The organism is Kineothrix sp. MB12-C1 (genome assembly GCF_030863805.1).
In the GTDB taxonomy this organism is placed as follows: Bacteria; Bacillota; Clostridia; order Lachnospirales; family Lachnospiraceae; genus Kineothrix.
The window spans coordinates 3,780,557-3,797,868 of record NZ_CP132957.1; the positions used below are offsets into that span (position 1 = coordinate 3,780,557).

Sequence of the window (17,312 nt, forward strand, 5' to 3'; positions counted from 1 at the left end):
GTCCTCGGCGGTATGTTCTTTTTAGCACATATATCTAATGTATGGAACAACCTGAAGTTGTGAGTTTATATATTTTCGTTACCGATTGTACCATTTTATATAGAAAAATATATGGTAGATAAACAGCATTTGTTAGGAGAATTAATCGTATGAAAATAGGAGTTATACAAGCGAGCACACAAAAAAGCAAAAATAAAATCATAGAAGATTGCCTTTGTCAAGCGATCTCTCAAGATTATGATCAAATAATAAATTTTGGAGTATATGACAATGCAAATGAAAATATGTCATATATCCAAATCGCATTATGCATTTCTCTTCTTTTAGAGAGTAATTCCATCGATTTCATTATTACGGGATGTTCTTCCGGACAGGGTATGATGTTGGCTTGTAATAGCTTGCCGGGTGTGATTTGCGGATATGTAGAAAATATAACAGATGCATATTTATTTGGCAGAATTAATAATGGGAATGCGATTTCATATCCGCTTGGATTTAATTGGGGATGGGGTGCAGAATTAAATTTGAAAGAAACCTTAAGGGTGCTTTTTGATGAACCATTTGGAATTGGTTATCCGAAGGAACATGCTGACAGAAAAATAAAGGATACGGAACAACTGAAGAAAATAAATAAGATATGTAAAAAGGATTTAGCAGAAGTTTTGCCGATGCTTGATAAGGATATTGTTGAGTCAGTTTTAAATTATAATACAGTATATGACTATATTATGGAATATGGCACAAATGAAGAATTGAAGAATGTTATGAGAAAACTTCGATAGCCCCTGAGATTCTGTGTAGATTGAAGTGATGGATGATTTATATAAATGGTATATATAAATAGGGATTTATAGAGGAGATATTTATGGAAGCAAATATTACGATTGCGGAAACAGATAGATTGATTTTAAGAAGATATAAGAAAAATGATTTACACGATTTGTATGAATATTTATCGAATTCTGAAGTCGTTAAATATGAACCATATAAGCCCATGAGTATGGAAGAAGTAGAGAGTAATCTTGAATGGAGAATTTCGACGGAAGAAATGATTGCAGTTGAATTAAAGAGCAATAATAAAATGATAGGAAATGTATATTTAGGGAAGAGGGATTTTGAATCACTTGAAATGGGATATGTATTCAATAAAGATTATTGGGGCAAAGGTTATGCGAGAGAAAGTTGTGCGAAGTTAATTGCATTAGCATTTTCTAATAGTATACATAGAATTTTTGCTCAATGCGACCCGCAAAATTCTGATTCATGGACTTTGTTAGAGTCACTAGGATTTGAGAAAGAAGCACATTTAAAGAAAAATGTGTATTTTTGGAGGGATAATGAGAATAACCCCATTTGGAAAGATACATACATATATGCAAAGTTGAATGTATAAAGTTTGCGGCAACTTCCGAGTTGCTAATTTACCGTTAGGAATATAAATAAGAATTCAAATGTTTAGTGAAGGGAACGAGAATATGAATTGGGAACCGTGGACAGGATGTTATCAAATTAGTGATGGATGCACATATTGTTATTTTTATGGACCGCATGCAAAACGCTGCGGTCAAAACACCATTCAGAAAACAGATAAATTTGATTGGCCTATAAGGACAAACACTAAGGGTGAATACAATATTAAAGGAAATAAAATCCTTGCCACTTGTTTTGCTACTGATTGGGAGCATTGCACGTGAACCTGACATAAGCATTTTAAACGGAAAGAAATTGATAAGTATAAAGATATTGTTTTCAGTTATCCTGTACAATATAGTAATATACCTAAAATATTAAAAGATTTTATTGTGAATCATAAAACTACATGGAATGGTAAACGAGTTTTTGTTATTGCAACAATGGGGCTGTTTAGTGGAGATGGGTCAGGTATATTGGCGCGGGAACTCAGAAGATATGATGCGACAATTATTGGTGGCTTGCATCTGAAGATGCCGGATAGTATAGGTGATGAAAAGGTATTAAAGAGGTCTTTAGAGAACAATAAGAGACTTGTATCAGCAGATCGCAGGACTTTTTGGACAAAGACTGTACTTTATAAATAAAACGAAGCAATATTCGAATAAGCTACATATAAATTCTGAAAAATGTATTGGCTGTAATAAATGTGTTGCTCTGTGCCCTATGAAAAATATAGAATTAAAAAATAAAGTTGCTGTATCCGGAAATCGATGCACCCTGTGTTATCGCTGTGTGAATCATTGTCCGAAGCAAGCCATTACGTTATTAGGAAAGCGCGTGATCGAGCAAAGCAATATAGATAAGTATCTGTAATATAATCCTAAATTTCTTCGCGGATTGGAAAGACAGATTATTTATATAATGACATATGATAAATCATAAGTTGTGTAGCATGAAAGGCAAACGATGAGGATTGAAAAAGGAAGTCTGAATGATATCAATGAATTGGAAAATCTATACGATGATTTAAATGATTACCTGGAAATACATGTTAATTTTCCGGGGTGGAGAAAGGGTATATATCCTGTTAAAGAAACTGCTCTTAAAGGTATTGAAGAAGGTAATCTATTTGTGATTAAAAATGATGAACATATTATGGGGAGTGTAATTTTAAGACATAAGCCTGAGTTGGCATATTCTAAAGCCGATTGGAAAATAGATTTAGAAGATAAAGATATTTATGTCGTATATACATTTGCAATACATCCTCTTTATTTAAAGCGGGGAGTAGGGAAAGCATTGATGGATTTTATTATTCAATACAGTAAAGATACGAAGATAAAAGCCATTCGTTTGGATGTATATGAAAAAAATATACCTGCGATTCATCTCTATAAAAAATGTGGGTTTCAATATATTGATACGGTAGATCTGGGATATAGTGCATATGGATTGGATAAGTTCGAACTTTATCAAAAGATCTTATAGGTTGGAGGGAAAATGAAAGCTCAAAATATTAACATTAGTAATATCCCTGCTATTATTTGGGGTGAACAATCCGATAAGATATATATACATGTTCATGGAAAAATATCTTGCAAAGAATATGCAGAGAGTTTTGCTGAAATAGCAGAGAAAAAAGGATATCAAACACTTAGTTTTGATTTGCCGGAACATGGGGAAAGAAAGGAGAGCGATTATCGTTGCGATATCTGGAATGGGATGCATGACCTTACTATAATTGGTGATTATGTTTTTTCAAAGTGGAGTGATGTTTCGTTATATGCTTGCAGCCTTGGAGCATATTTTAGTTTGAATGCTTATGCGGACAGAAATTTTACGAAATGTCTTTTTCAATCTCCTATATTAGATATGGAATATCTTGTTAGGCAGATGTTTTGCTGGTTTGATATAACGGAGGAGAAATTACGTATGGAAAAAGAAATCTCTACTCCTATTGATTTACTGCGTTGGGATTATTATCAATATGTGAAGGAACACCCAATTCAAAATTGGAATCTCCCCACATCAATACTTTATGGGGGAAAGGATGATTTGCAGTCAGCAGAAGTCATTCGAAAGTTTGTGCAAGAGCGAGGATGTAAACTGACAATATCTCAAGGTAGTGAACATCCTTTTATGCAAAAAGAGGATATAAAAATAGTCCGTATATGGCTTGAAGAAAATATATAAGGTAAGTGTACGGTTAGAGAAAAGATATTCGAAGAATATAAACTAAAATAGGAAAAGCAGCGTTTAAAGGAAAAATCAATGGAAAGTTATTCAGAAAAAGAACGAGAGGATGCCGTACGGCTTATATCTTCTACCATCAGTAAGTGCGAAAAAATGCAGTTGAAATTTGCGGAGGGAACGTCCCAATATTCCCTCTTAAGGAATAGAATAAAAGCGTTATATATTTCAAAGGATTTAATAGAAAGAAATAGTGATATTGGGATGTGTACTCTGATAGACTTAGAAAAGGCATTGCCGCCGGTACTTTCTATTATAAGCAAAACGATGAAGGCTCAAAGTAAATATGAGGAGGGTACTGCCCAGTATAAACGGCTGGCTCCTATTATAAATGCGATGAATATCTCTAAGGATTTTATAGAGGATGAAATATTGAAAAGAACAGAGTGAATTAAGGTTTGATGAGGAGAAATATGTTGAAAACAATAGGATTGCTCGGGGGAATGAGTTGGGAGAGTACGGTTACTTATTATCAAATTATCAATGAATCGGTGAAAAGAGAACTCGGAGGATTCCATTCGGCAAAAGTGTTATTATACAGCGTGGATTTTGCTGAAATTGAGAAGTGCCAGGCGGATGGCGATTGGGAGAAGAGTGCAGATATTTTATCGGTCGCGGCTGAAAATTTGGAGAAGGCAGGAGCAGATTTTATTGTAATCTGTACGAATACCATGCATAAAGTAGCTCCCCGGATTCAAAGTAGAATTACGATTCCGATCATACATATCGCAGAGGCGACTGCAGATGAATTAAAAAAGCATAATATTACGAAAGTTGCATTGCTCGGAACCAAATATACGATGACACAAGACTTTTATAAAGACAAGCTGATAGAGGCGGGAATTGAGGTTCTTATTCCTGATGAGCAGGGAGTAGAGGCTGTAAATAATATAATCTATAATGAATTGTGCTTAGGTATTATTTCGGAACCTTCGAAAGAGAAGTATAGGAATATTATTGAGAATCTTGCAAAAAAGGGTGCTCAAGGAGTGATTCTGGGCTGTACGGAAATTGGCTTATTGATTCAGCAAGAGGATGCGGACTTGCCCATTTTCGATACAACTAGGATTCATGCATCGAAAGCCGCCATGTTGTCTGTGAAGGGATAAAATTTTATATCATATTTGCAGTGCATGAATGCAAAGTTTATTAAGTTACGTAATCAGACACAAGATCATTGTGAAGCCGCGAAGTCAGAAAGGTATACGATGAAAAAAGTTCAACAAGCATCAGAATCATTTCTGGTTGCAGCTATATTAACGCTATCTGGAGGATTTATGGATGCTTATTCATATTTATGTAGAGAACAAGTTTTTGCGAATGCTCAGACAGGGAATATTCTGTTGTTTGGGATTAATCTTTCAACAGGTAACTTCGCCGATGCGCTGAGGTATTTTATTCCCATATTAGCATTCGCTTTTGGCGTTGCTATTGCAGAAATTGTTAGAAACTGCTTCCGTAATAAAAAATATCTCCATTGGCGTCAGGTTACGCTTTTGGCAGAGATTGTTGCTTTATTTGTAGTAGCATTTATTCCTCAAGATTTAAATCTACTCGCTAATAGCCTTATTTCCTTCGCCTGTGGCGCACAAGTTGAGAGCTTCCGTAAGGTAAATGGAAACGGAATTGCAACGACAATGTGTATTGGCAACTTACGGGCGGCTACACAAGCTATATGTAATTATGGTCTTACTAAAAATTTAACATCAAAACAAGATGGTTTTTTATATTTTAGTATTATTGTAATTTTTATAATGGGAGCAATTATTGGAAATTTCTGTGTCGGAATATGGCAGGAAAAATCAATTATAGTTAGTGCGATATTGTTATCGGTAGGTTTTGTATGTATGCTTATTCCCAAGGAAGATTAACTGATAAAGCTATATAATTACAAGGAGATTAATAGATGGATGAGATAATAAGATGCGATTGGGCTATGAAAAGTAAAATGGAACAAGAATATCACGATCGTGAATGGGGGATTCCTGTCCATGATGATAAAAAGCTATTTAAAATGCTTATATTAGAAGGAAAACAAGCAGGACTGAGTTGGACAACAATTCTTGCGAAAATGGATACCCTTTGCGCCGCGTTTGATAATTTCGATCCGGAGGTTCTTGTAACTTATGATAATGATAAGATTGAGTCCCTTCTACATAATGATGGGATTATTAAGAATAGGCAGAAAGTAAATGCCGTTGTTAATAATGCAAAGGTATATTTCGAAATTTGTGAAGAGTTTGGCTCTTTAGATAATTACTTATGGTCATTTGTGAACTATCGACCGATTGTCAATAAATGGACCCGGATTGAAGAGGTTCCATCCAGTACGCCTATTTCAGATGTTATCAGTAAAGATCTGAAAAAGCGTGGATTTAAGTTTGTGGGTACAACGACAATATATGCGTTCATGCAGGCAGCCGGAATGGTGAATGATCATTTGATTTCCTGTGATTTTTATGATTGTTCAAGGATTTAGCCATGGAGTGGTTTAATTTATTCGGTTTAATTTTTATCATCATAATGATGATTCCCAATATTGTCTTTGCGCTGAAATGTAAGGATGGTTTTGTGAATGTATGGGAGAATAAGACAGTCGAAGTTTTGGAGCAAATCGGCCGCTTTGGATGTTTAGGGTTTATGGTATTTAATATTCCCGGGACGTGGTACGGGTTTCCTTCCTCGGAAGCTTTTACATGGTATTTAACGATTAATTCTTGCTTAATATTTATCTACTATTTAATTTGGATCATCTGTTTTAAGAAAAATAGCACTTTCAGGGCATTGGCTTTATCGATAATACCATCTATGATTTTTCTTTTTAGCGGTGTGATTAGTCAGTCAATTCTGTTAGTAGTCATGGCGGTTATCTTTGCTCCCAGTCATATATTAATAAGCTATAAAAACTGTTGTAATGGATAGCGAACTCTTTCAGTATGCTATATCTATCGCGATAACTGTACGCATGACGGAAAAGATTACATATGTAATGCTTTTATTTTTAAAATAGTTGCGGGTAAAGGGCAGAGGTAGTTTGATGATTAGAAAAATGGAAAAGTCAGATATAAATAGGGTGATGCAAATATGGCAGGACACGAATGTAAAAGCTCACAATTTTATTCCGGAAACTTATTGGAGAAATAAATATAATGAGGTAGAAGAACTGTTGTTGCAATCGGAGTTGTATGTTTTTGAAGACGGGATTAGTCATGAAATACAAGGTTTCATCGGATTGATTGACAGTTATATCGGAGGTATTTTTGTCTGCGATCAATCGCAATGTAAAGGAATCGGAAAACAATTGTTAGATTATGCAAAGAAAGTTAAAATTAGCTTATCTTTAAGTGTATATCAAAAAAATGTAAAGGCAATAGAGTTCTACAAAAGAGAGAATTTTAAGATTAAATCAGAAGGAATTGATAAAGATACAAATCAGAGGGAATATTTTATGGTATGGGAATCCTAGCTTCTAAAATTATAAAAAATAAAGTCAATATTGACCTAAAAATAAGTCATAAAAGCAGATAGCATATGATGTAAACCTATGATAATATGTGACAGTGGAACAAGTGGCAATAACTTTTAGTTGTCAAGATGTACGTAACAGTTCAGTACATGCGCAGATTTGCTGAATAGTTACGGATTATAATTTTATATGAAAAAAGAAAGAGGTATAAAGATGGGCAATAGGATCTTTGATTTGGATAGGTATGCGAAAAAGGCCAGAGAAGCCGCAGCAGAAGGAATTGTTATGCTGAAAAATGATAATCATTTGCTTCCGCTCGCTAAAGATACGAAGGTAGCTTTGTTTGGAAGGACACAGTTTCATTATTATAAAAGCGGCACTGGCTCAGGAGGTCTGGTAAATACAAAATATGTTATCGGTATATGGGAAGCATTGGAGATGGAGAAATGCTTTGCCGTGAACAAGACGGTAAAGGCAGTATACGAGGACTGGCTTTTAGAACACCCCTTTGAAACTGGTGATGGTTGGGCGAAAGAGCCTTGGTTTCAGGAAGAGATGCCGTTAAAGGCTGAATTCGTGGAGGAAGCGAGGAAAGAATCGGATGTAGCGATTATTGTTATAGGGCGTACCGCCGGTGAAGACAAGGACAATAAAGCGGAAGACGGAAGCTATCTGCTGACAAAAGAAGAGCGCGATATGCTTAATAAGGTATGTGCGGTTTTCGAGCGTACAATTGTTGTGCTGAATGTGGGAAACATTATTGATATGAAGTGGGTAAACGAGGTGAATCCGTCTTCCGTTCTATATGTATGGCAGGGCGGCCAGGAAGGCGGCCACGGTATAATCGATGTATTAAATGGAACGGTAACTCCTTCCGGACGGTTGACGGATACGATTGCTTCTGATATTACCGATTATCCGTCCACAGCCAACTATGGGGATGATGACCGCAATCTTTATAAAGAAGATATTTATGTAGGATATCGGTACTTTGAGACTTTTGCAAAGGATAAAGTTCTGTATCCCTTTGGCTTTGGTCTTTCCTATACTGCTTTTGACAAAGAATTAGTAGGTATGGAAGCAGAAGAAGACAAAGTTACTTTTCAAGTTAAGGTGACCAATACCGGAGAATACGAAGGAAAGGAAGTCGTTCAAATATACTGTCAGGCACCTCAAGGTAAGCTTGGCAAACCGGCTCGTGTATTGTGCGGATTTACGAAGACAAAGCTGCTCACTCCTGAGGATGATACGATTGTGACAATTTCTTGTCCGAAGTATTTTCTTGCATCCTATGATGACAGCGGAGTGACGGGACATAGATATAGTTATGTTATGGAGGAAGGAAGTTACCAATTCTATATGGGCGGTGATGTAAGGGAGGCTTCTCGTGTGGGAGAGATCGTTCTGGATACACTTACCGTTCTTGAGACATTTGAAGAGGTAATTGCTCCTGATGTTTCTTATCAGAGAATGAGACCTGCAGCAGGGGAAAATGGAGCGCTTACTATTTCTTATGAAGCAGTACCTGTAAGGACAGTGGACCCCATGAAGCGAAGAGGAGAAAATCTACCTGTAGAGGTAGCTTATACAGGAGACCAGGGGTGGAAGCTTGTGGATGTTTTCGAAGGAAAAGTATCTATGGAAACTTTCATTGCACAGCTTTCCGATGAAGATTTGTGCTGTATCGTACGTGGTGAGGGCATGTGTTCTCCGAAGGTAACACCTGGCACGGCATCTGCGTTTGGAGCGGTTACTGAGAGTTTAGAAGGTTTTGGGATTCCTCTCGGATGCTGTGCGGATGGTCCCAGTGGAATTCGTATGGATAGCGGAAGCCTTGCTTTTGCGATGCCCAACGGTACTTGTCTTGCTTGTTCTTTTAATGAGGAACTTTTACAAGAACTATATGAATTCGAAGGAATGGAACTTCGCATGAATCATATCGATACCTTACTGGGTCCCGGTATGAACTTGCATCGGAATCCGATGAATGGACGCAATTTCGAATATTTCTCAGAGGATCCTCTCCTAACGGGTAGAATGGCAGCAGCGCAGTTAAAAGGAATGCATAAGTATGGGGTGACGGGTACGATTAAGCATTTCATATGCAATAATCAGGAGCATAGACGCAATGATGCGGAAGCGATAGTGTCGGAACGCGCACTGAGGGAGTTGTATCTAAGAGGATTCGAAATCGCGGTGAAAGAAGGCGATGCTTACTCCATTATGAGTACCTACGGGCCGGTTAACGGCTTCTGGACATCCACGAACTATGATCTGCTGACTACCGTACTACGGAAGGAATGGGGATTCAAAGGAATCGTTATGACTGACTGGTGGGCGAAAGGCAATGAGCCTGGAGGTCCCGGAGATGTGAAAAATACGTCGGCTATGGTTCGCTGCCAGAACGATTTATATATGGTAACTACCGATGCCAAGGCGAATACACAGCAGGATGATTCCATGGAGGGGCTTATAAATAATCGTACCACAAGGGGTGAATTCCAGAGAAGTGCTATGAATATTTGCTATGCTCTTATGAAGCTTCCGGCATTTTTACGTGTCCAGGGGATTGAGACAGAGCTGGATAGACAATTGAAGGAATGCATTACCGAGGAAGAAATGGAACTGCGCGATATTAAGATTTTAGAAGTAGAAGGGGAAGCAGAGATTCCGCTTGAATGGATCGATACGAGAAAAGGGAAAGCGACTGTTTTACAAGTTGTATTAAAAGGGAAAAATACTGCCAGACTGACTTTCTTAAGCAGGGTAACAGGGGCAGAAGAATTATCCCAGATACCTGTATCCATTTTCAAAGATAAACAACTGGTGAAAACTGTTACGTTGACCGGGAAGGATAGTGAGTGGAAAGAAGTATCCCTTGACTTAGGAGAATTCTTCGGCAACACTTGTTTCTTGAAGCTTTATTTCGGTCAAGGTGGAATGGAACTGAAAGAATGCAAAATAGAACAAATATAGGAACAGAAAGAACAAGTATAACGTGACTTTTCCTATAAAATGAAAATGCCCTGTAGATTCATTTCTGCAGGGCATTTGAATGTGCTATCTTATCTACTTGTATCACTGCATCATAGGAGGAATCGATACATTTAATACGTTCTTTTAGATAAGCGATAATTTCTTCATCACTTTGTCTATAGTGAAAGGGGACCTCGATATCGAAAATGATATTTGTATGGGTAGGGCCCTTTACCAAACGGAAATCGTGAAAATGAATCTCGGGGTAGGTTTCAGCAATTATCCCGCTAATTTGGCTTTTCAAAACATTCGTCTGTTCGTCCTTCATAAGAATTGGATCCATATGTATGACGGCCTCACAGCGGAGTTCATTTTGAAGTCTGTGTTCGATATTATCGATCATATCATGAAGTGTGAGCATATCGCCGTCCGCCGGTACTTCCGCATGAAGAGAGAGCATAACACGGCCGGGACCATAGTCATGGACGATCATATCGTGAATACCAAGAACGTGTTCGTAGCTCATAACGATCGATTCCACCTGTTGGACGAATTCGGGACGGGGCGGCTGGCCGAGCAATGGGCTGATAGTTTCCTTCGCCGCACTATATCCGGCATAGAAGATGAAAAGGGCAACTAAAACGCCGCAGTAACCGTCGATGGCAAGGCCGGTAAGTTCACCTACTATAGCGGCAATAAGGACGACCGTAGTTGCCATGCTATCGCTTAGGCTATCCATCGATGTAGCATGCATGGTGGCACTGTCAAGCTTTTTGCCGATACTTTTATTATAAAAGGACATGTATAGTTTTACACAGATAGAAATCAGCAAAATGATTACGGTGACAGGGTTAAAGACCACGGGCTGAGGATGTAAGATTTTATCGATAGAGGAACGGACCAACTCGAAGGCCATAATCAAGATAGCGATGGATACGAGAAGACCTGATAAATATTCAATACGTCCATGACCGAACGGATGGTCTGAATCCGCTTCCTGGCCGGCCATTTTAAAGCCGATGAGTGTAATTAAGGAAGAACCCGCATCGGATAGGTTATTGAAAGCATCGGCAGTTACCGCAATGGAGTTGCTAAGAACTCCGGCGAAGAATTTTCCGGCAAAGAGAAAGAGATTCAAAGCGATACCTACAGCACCGCACAATATACCGTATGCCTGTCGTACGCGAAGGGAAGAGATGTCATCGTCTTCCCGAATAAAAAGTCTGGCAAGTAAAGATATCATAAAACTACTCCTGTGATGAGATTTTCGTTCATAGTAGATACATTATCTCTTATTTCCTATATATTATCTCTTATTTCTTATATTTACAATATGCAAAAAAACATGTATAATTGCAAACGGATAAGTAAAGATAATATTTATTCATTTTATGACAATTTATAAGTATGTTTGTAATTGTTCAGGTACTGCACAGTTACGTATGTTTCTCATATTTACAATAAGTAATTTACTAAGGTAATATAGGAAAAGGAGAAGAAGGATGAGTAAGAAACCAACAGTATTGATGATTTTGGATGGCTATGGCTTGAATGAAAGAGAAGACGGCAATGCCGTGGCAGAAGCTAATACGCCAGTGATGGATAACTTGATGAAGGAGTATCCTTTTGTAAAAGGTTATGCCAGTGGTATGGCAGTAGGCCTTCCTGACGGACAGATGGGTAACTCGGAGGTAGGACATCTTAATATGGGCGCCGGACGTATCGTATATCAGGAACTTACGAGAATTACGAAAGAGATTCATGACGGTACTTTCTTTGAAAATCCTGCTCTTTTGAAGGCGATAGAGAACTGTAAAGCGAATGATTCCGCACTTCATATGTTCGGGCTCGTATCCGATGGCGGTGTTCATAGCCACAATACTCATATCTACGGAATCCTCGAGCTGGCGAAGAGAAATGGCCTTTCTAAAGTATATGTACATTGCTTCTTAGATGGAAGAGATACTCCTCCTGAGAGCGGAAAAGGTTTCGTAGAGCAGTTAGAAGAGAAGATGAAAGAAATCGGTGTAGGTGAAGTAGCTTCTGTATCCGGTCGTTACTACGCCATGGATAGAGATAATAACTACGACAGAGTGAAGCTCGCTTATGATGCATTGACAAAGGGTGAAGGATTAAAAGCGGTAAGTGGCCCGGCAGCTATTGCAGAGTCTTATGACAGAGGCGAGACGGATGAGTTCGTAAAACCTACAGTAATTGAAAAGAATCGCGCTCCGGTAGCTCTGATTAAGGATAAGGATTCTGTTATATTCTTCAACTTCAGACCGGATAGGGCAAGAGAGATTACAAGATGCTTCTGTGACAATGAGTTCACAGCATTTGACAGAGGTGACAGAGTGGATACGACGTTCGTATGCTTCTCCGATTACGATCCTACCATTCCGAATAAGGATGTAGCATTCCATAAGATTGCAGTAACTAATACATTTGGTGAATGGCTTGCACAAAACCATATGACACAGGCGAGAATTGCAGAGACGGAGAAATATGCACATGTTACTTTCTTCTTTAACGGCGGTGTAGAAACACCGAATGAAGGAGAAGACAGAATTCTTGTTAATTCACCTAAGGATGTTGCTACTTATGACTTGAAGCCTGAAATGAGTGCTTATGAAGTATGCGATAAACTGGTAGGAGCAATTAAATCTGACAAATACGATGTTATCGTAGTGAACTTTGCCAATCCGGATATGGTTGGACACACAGGTGTGGAGAACGCTGCGATCCGAGCAATCGAAGCAGTGGACGAATGTGTGGGAAGGGCAGTAGAAGCTATCAGAGAAGTAGGGGGAGCGATGTTTATCTGTGCGGATCACGGAAATGCAGAGCAGCTCGTAGATTATGTAACGGGAGAACCTTTCACAGCTCATACTACGAATCCGGTACCATTTATCCTTGTGAACTACGATGAGGCTTATACACTGAAAGAAGACGGATGCCTTGCAGACATTATTCCTACGATGATTGAGATGATGGGAATGAAACAACCGGAAGAGATGACCGGAAAGTCATTGTTGATTAAGAAATAAAAAGTGCTATAAACGAAAGACGATATAAGTAGAAAAGAGCGGCAAGATGTTAGGAACGTTAGTAAATGCGATAGCTATTATAGTAGGTGCAGTAGTAGGAATCGTTTTAAAGAAGGGGTTGCCGGGGAGAATGACGGATACCTTAATGAAGGGAGTCGGACTGTGTACCGTATTTCTCGGTATCAGTGGTTCCTTGACTTGTTTGTGTAGGTGCTATGGCGATTGTAGGTGCCTTACAAAGTGGGCTTATGGGAGATCATAAGATGCTTTTTAGCAAATCGATCCTTGACTTTATCATGGCAGTCGTTCTTTCATCCACTTTGGGAATAGGAGTTGCTTTTTCTGCAGGCCTGGTCTTCCTCTATCAAGGTTCCATTACGTTGCTTGCACAGTGGATTGCACCTTTTCTGACGAATACAGTGATTATGGAGATGACTTGTGTCGGCTCTGTCGTTATGATTGGACTCGGCCTGAATATTATCGGAATCACGAAGCTTCGGGTTATGAATTATGTGCCTGCGATTTTCGTCCCGATTATTCTTTGCAGATTGATATAAAAATTGACAAATGATTAAGAACGCCTTATGGAACTCGTTGAGTAAACGAGATTCATAAGGCTTCTTTTTATGCTTGACAAAAGGCATAGCAGGGTATAACATGTGTGTTAGTAGTGATAGTACACATTAAACACTAGTGGTTGGAGAAGAATGGGTTAGAACCAAAGGAAGGTGAATACATGATAATTCTTGATTATAAGGATGCCCGGCCTATCTACGAACAAATTGTAGAGAAGTTTAAGTTACTGATTTTGAAAGGGATTTTGTTAAAAGATGAACAGATGCCCTCAGTAAGAAGCTTGGCGGTGGAGCTCGCCATCAATCCGAATACGATACAGAAGGCTTACACAGAACTGGAACGTAAGGGCTATATTTATGTAGTTAAGGGTAGAGGGAACTTTGTAGCGGACAATGCAAATCTTCTCGATGAAAGAAAAGGGGAACTGAGGGAGCGAATGATTCTTTTATATAAGGAAGGGCAGGAGCTCGGTATGACAAAGGCTGATTTTATAAGCTGCCTTGAAAAAATGGATGGGTAATCGCTTGTAGGGCGGATAGGAGGAGACAATGATTGAGATAAAGAATGTCAGTAAAGCATTTGAAGATATTCTTGCTGTCGATGATGTCAGTGTAACAATGAAAGAAGATACAGTGTTTGGTCTTATTGGTACAAACGGGGCTGGAAAAAGCACGGTACTTCGAATGATGGCAGGGGTTCTAAAAGCGGATAAGGGAACAATTATGGTAGACGGTATACCGGTCTACGATAACATTGAGGTGAAGGAGAACGTCTTTTTTATTGCGGATGAACCGTATTTTTTCTCCAATGCGAATGGAGAGGAAATGGAAAAGTATTTTTCCTCGATATACAAGGCATTTCGACGGGATGAATTTTATCTATACATGGACAATTTTGGTCTGAATAAAAAGAGAAAGATCAATACCTTTTCCAAGGGAATGAAAAAGCAGCTCGCCTTGTTATGCGGTATTTGTTCGGGCGCGAAATACCTGCTGTGCGATGAAACGTTCGATGGTTTAGATCCGGTGATGCGTCAAGGCGTGAAAAGTATCTTTGCAAAGGAAATGGAAACAAGGGGACTTACGCCTATTATTGCTTCCCACAACTTAAGAGAACTCGAGGATATTTGCGATCATGTAGGTTTGCTGCATAAGGGGGGCGTATTGTTATCGAAGGATTTAGAGGATATGAAGTGTAATATTCAAAAGGTACAATGTGTATTTAAGGAAGAGGTGGCTGAGAAGAAGTGCTTAGAGGGCTTAGTTGTTATGAAAGAGGAAAAGCGAGGTTCTCTTTATACCCTTACGGTCAGAGGAAGCAGGGAAGAGGTACTAACGCATTTTGCTACAGTAGATACCATATTCTTTGAAGTGCTGCCTCTTTCCCTGGAGGAAATATTTATCAGTGAGACGGAGGTGGTTGGATATGATATCAAAAAACTCATTCTTGGTTAATATGAGAGAGAATAATAAGAGGAGATCTTGGGTATGGGCCATCTCCGCACTATTTTGGTTCTTCTATTATCCGGTCGCGACAGCGATCTTAATGAGCAGGAAAAAGAACCATAATATAATTGATAATTTATCAGGAACGGTTGCCAAGGAACGGTTAGCGGAAGCGGCGGGGCAGTGGCTCAGTGCGGATATATTGGTGATGACATTCGTAGGTATCTTAGCCATTGTATGTGCAATTCATGGATTTTCTTATTTATACAGTAGGAAAAAGGTGGATTTATATCATAGTGTTCCTGTATCGAAAAGACGCCGATTTGCGGTGATTTATGTGAATGGAGTTCTGATATTTTTCCTGCCGTATCTGTTGAATGTATTCCTTGGGATTCTCGTGGCAGGAATAAACGGTGGAATGAATGTTATCAATGTGAAAATCACCCTTATCTCTGTGTTGATGAACCTTATTCTTTATCTGGGGGTATACAGCCTTACGATTATAGCGGTAATGATGACGGGAAATATTGTAATGACCTTGCTTGGTACGGCAATTTTTCTTGGCTATGAGTTGGCAGTCAGAATGTTAATGACGTTTTACCAGTCAGCATTTTTCCAATATTATCACTATCGCTATGATTATCAGCCTCTTTCTTCGCCGATAGGATACTATATAGAAGCAGTACAACATATAGAAAGTACCAATTCTTCCTTTATGGGAGTTCTTGCCCCTATGATGAAGTGTATGGTGCTGGCTATACTCTTTGGAACATTGGCATATGCTGCCTATAGGAGACGTCCTTCTGAGGCTGCGGGGAAATCTATGGCATTCTCAGTAACAAAGGCAGCGATAAAGACCTTTCTCGTAGTTCCCTTTACCTTATTTGTAGGAATTACGGTAAGAGATATCGTAGGAGCGGATGGCGGAGGAAAAAGCAGCGCAGTGATTCTTCTCTTTGTTATGGCAGCAGCAGCTATTATCGGCAGTTGTTTAATAGAAGTCATTTATGAATTGGATATCCGTGCTGCCCTTAGGAAGAAACATCAAATTCTAATTATCGGTGCATGTACTGCAATTATTTACAGTATCTTTCAGTTCGATCTCACCGGCTTCGATAAGTGGACACCAAATCCGGAGAAGCTGGAGGAGGCAACAGTTATTATTTCCGGACTTACCTACAGGCAGACCTATGTGGATGAAGAACTCAGACGTATGAATCCGGAGGAGTATGTTTTGCAAATGCCGGGAATTACCGATATTGAAGCTATCTGTGAGTTGTCGGAAAAGAAGGCAGAACACGAAAACAAAAACATCCAGGGTGAAAATTCCTACCTTTGGATGGATGTGGCATATCGTATGAAGAGCGGAAGAGTCATATGGCGGTCATTTGCGGTAGATGCGAGGGAAGAGGCTGTCCTAAACAAGATTATGAGTAATGAGGAATTTAAAAGAGCGAATTATCAAATCTACGAGGATGCTATCTTCGATCGAATAAAGGGAAAGGATTCGTATCAGATACTTTATCATACGGGAATAAGCGCGGTTAACCTCTCCCCTGATGATACGGATTTAATCAGACAGCTCTATATTAAAGACCTGGAAAATACTGATTATACAAAGAGAAAAGATGAGTTTATCTGCGGAACCCTTGAGTTCTCCGTAAGAAGTGGTAGTTATATGTGGTTTGAATATGATATTTATCCTTCTTATACGAATATCATTGGCTATCTGAAAGAAAAGGGATTGTACGAGGAAATGACTGTAAAAGCGCAAGATATTGCAAGCATAACGGTTACGAACAACCACTATGAGATGTATTCTGTAGATGACGATATGGTTCAGGACTATAGCATCACCAAAACCTTTTCGGAGGAAGAACAGATAGGAGAGCTGGTAGACGCACTGTATCCGGCAAGTTTTGATTCGATGTTCAAAATGACCGATACGATATCCACCGACTATTATGTGTACGTTCAATTGAAGAATGGTACGAATAATTCTAATTATTATCGCGGTGATAGCGGATTTTATCTCATTACGGAGAAGATTCCGGATTGGCTCGTGAGAGAGACTGCTTATGAATGAAGAGCAGACGGCACATTCGTTTATTTTAATGGATGTAGCATGATTACACATAA

At 38.9% G+C, this 17,312-nt stretch carries 20 protein-coding genes; 19 read left to right on the plus strand and 1 reads right to left on the minus strand.

Annotated elements, in window-relative coordinates:
• Nucleotides 1-149 precede the first annotated feature (149 nt).
• From RBB56_RS17405 to RBB56_RS17460, 13 genes are all read left to right on the plus strand, one after another.
• On the plus strand, nt 150-782 hold the full coding sequence (locus tag RBB56_RS17405) for an RpiB/LacA/LacB family sugar-phosphate isomerase (protein WP_306720221.1): 633 nt from the start codon (nt 150-152) through the stop codon (nt 780-782).
• An 83-nt stretch (nt 783-865) separates the two neighbouring features.
• Nucleotides 866-1,393, plus strand: a complete 528-nt coding sequence (locus RBB56_RS17410; RefSeq protein ID WP_306720222.1) for a GNAT family N-acetyltransferase — start codon at nt 866-868, stop codon at nt 1,391-1,393.
• Nucleotides 1,394-1,475: 82 nt separating this feature from the next.
• Nucleotides 1,476-1,694, plus strand: a complete 219-nt coding sequence (locus RBB56_RS17415) for a DUF5131 family protein (protein ID WP_331526118.1) — start codon at nt 1,476-1,478, stop codon at nt 1,692-1,694.
• Nucleotides 1,695-1,802: 108 nt separating this feature from the next.
• Nucleotides 1,803-2,057 carry a hypothetical protein gene (locus tag RBB56_RS18390; protein ID WP_331526119.1) on the plus strand — a complete coding sequence of 85 codons (255 nt, stop codon included), beginning with the start codon at nt 1,803-1,805 and terminating at the stop codon, nt 2,055-2,057.
• Nucleotides 2,005-2,286 (plus strand): 4Fe-4S dicluster domain-containing protein, encoded by a 282-nt coding sequence (locus RBB56_RS18550; RefSeq protein ID WP_334307465.1) that lies wholly within the window; start codon nt 2,005-2,007, stop codon nt 2,284-2,286. The genes RBB56_RS18390 and RBB56_RS18550 overlap by 53 nt, the downstream gene beginning before the upstream one ends.
• Nucleotides 2,287-2,379: 93 nt before the next feature.
• Nucleotides 2,380-2,901 carry a GNAT family N-acetyltransferase gene (locus RBB56_RS17425; RefSeq protein WP_306720223.1) on the plus strand — a complete coding sequence of 174 codons (522 nt, stop codon included), beginning with the start codon at nt 2,380-2,382 and terminating at the stop codon, nt 2,899-2,901.
• A gap of 12 nt (nt 2,902-2,913) precedes the next feature.
• On the plus strand, nt 2,914-3,606 hold the full coding sequence (locus tag RBB56_RS17430) for an alpha/beta hydrolase (RefSeq protein ID WP_306720224.1): 693 nt from the start codon (nt 2,914-2,916) through the stop codon (nt 3,604-3,606).
• A gap of 78 nt (nt 3,607-3,684) precedes the next feature.
• Complete coding sequence (locus RBB56_RS17435) at nt 3,685-4,053, plus strand: hypothetical protein (RefSeq protein ID WP_306720225.1); 369 nt, start codon at nt 3,685-3,687, stop codon at nt 4,051-4,053.
• Nucleotides 4,054-4,079: 26 nt separating this feature from the next.
• Nucleotides 4,080-4,772, plus strand: coding sequence for an aspartate/glutamate racemase family protein (locus tag RBB56_RS17440; protein ID WP_306722206.1), 693 nt, complete (start codon nt 4,080-4,082; stop codon nt 4,770-4,772).
• A 99-nt stretch (nt 4,773-4,871) separates the two neighbouring features.
• Complete coding sequence (locus RBB56_RS17445) at nt 4,872-5,534, plus strand: YoaK family protein (RefSeq protein ID WP_306720226.1); 663 nt, start codon at nt 4,872-4,874, stop codon at nt 5,532-5,534.
• Between the two features lie 35 nt (nt 5,535-5,569).
• On the plus strand, nt 5,570-6,142 hold the full coding sequence (locus tag RBB56_RS17450; RefSeq protein ID WP_306720227.1) for a DNA-3-methyladenine glycosylase I: 573 nt from the start codon (nt 5,570-5,572) through the stop codon (nt 6,140-6,142).
• A gap of 558 nt (nt 6,143-6,700) precedes the next feature.
• A complete protein-coding gene (locus RBB56_RS17455; protein WP_306720228.1) occupies nt 6,701-7,129 on the plus strand; it encodes a GNAT family N-acetyltransferase in 429 nt (142 codons plus the stop codon).
• Nucleotides 7,130-7,342: 213 nt separating this feature from the next.
• Nucleotides 7,343-10,105, plus strand: a complete 2,763-nt coding sequence (locus tag RBB56_RS17460; protein WP_306720229.1) for a glycoside hydrolase family 3 protein — start codon at nt 7,343-7,345, stop codon at nt 10,103-10,105.
• A 58-nt stretch (nt 10,106-10,163) separates the two neighbouring features.
• Here RBB56_RS17460 and RBB56_RS17465 read toward each other — a convergent pair whose 3' ends face one another.
• Nucleotides 10,164-11,348 (minus strand): cation diffusion facilitator family transporter, encoded by a 1,185-nt coding sequence (locus tag RBB56_RS17465; RefSeq protein WP_306720230.1) that lies wholly within the window; start codon nt 11,346-11,348, stop codon nt 10,164-10,166.
• Nucleotides 11,349-11,607: 259 nt separating this feature from the next.
• On the opposite strand from RBB56_RS17465, the gene gpmI reads away from it, so the two are divergent.
• The 6 genes from gpmI to RBB56_RS17490 all read left to right on the plus strand — a co-directional run bounded on the left by gpmI (nt 11,608) and on the right by RBB56_RS17490 (nt 17,259).
• Complete coding sequence (gene gpmI / locus RBB56_RS17470; protein WP_306720231.1) at nt 11,608-13,152, plus strand: 2,3-bisphosphoglycerate-independent phosphoglycerate mutase; 1,545 nt, start codon at nt 11,608-11,610, stop codon at nt 13,150-13,152.
• A gap of 46 nt (nt 13,153-13,198) precedes the next feature.
• The gene (locus RBB56_RS18395) at nt 13,199-13,414 is read left to right on the plus strand and encodes a DUF554 family protein (protein ID WP_331526125.1); all 216 of its coding nucleotides are present in this window, start codon (nt 13,199-13,201) and stop codon (nt 13,412-13,414) included.
• Nucleotides 13,401-13,709, plus strand: coding sequence for a DUF554 family protein (locus RBB56_RS18400; protein WP_331526127.1), 309 nt, complete (start codon nt 13,401-13,403; stop codon nt 13,707-13,709). Before RBB56_RS18395 ends, RBB56_RS18400 begins: the two co-directional genes overlap by 14 nt.
• 179 nt (nt 13,710-13,888) lie before the next feature.
• Nucleotides 13,889-14,248 carry a GntR family transcriptional regulator gene (locus RBB56_RS17480; protein ID WP_306720232.1) on the plus strand — a complete coding sequence of 120 codons (360 nt, stop codon included), beginning with the start codon at nt 13,889-13,891 and terminating at the stop codon, nt 14,246-14,248.
• A 28-nt stretch (nt 14,249-14,276) separates the two neighbouring features.
• A complete protein-coding gene (locus RBB56_RS17485) occupies nt 14,277-15,182 on the plus strand; it encodes an ABC transporter ATP-binding protein (protein ID WP_306720233.1) in 906 nt (301 codons plus the stop codon).
• 91 nt (nt 15,183-15,273) lie between these two features.
• On the plus strand, nt 15,274-17,259 hold the full coding sequence (locus tag RBB56_RS17490; protein ID WP_306720234.1) for a hypothetical protein: 1,986 nt from the start codon (nt 15,274-15,276) through the stop codon (nt 17,257-17,259).
• Nucleotides 17,260-17,312 lie beyond the last annotated feature (53 nt).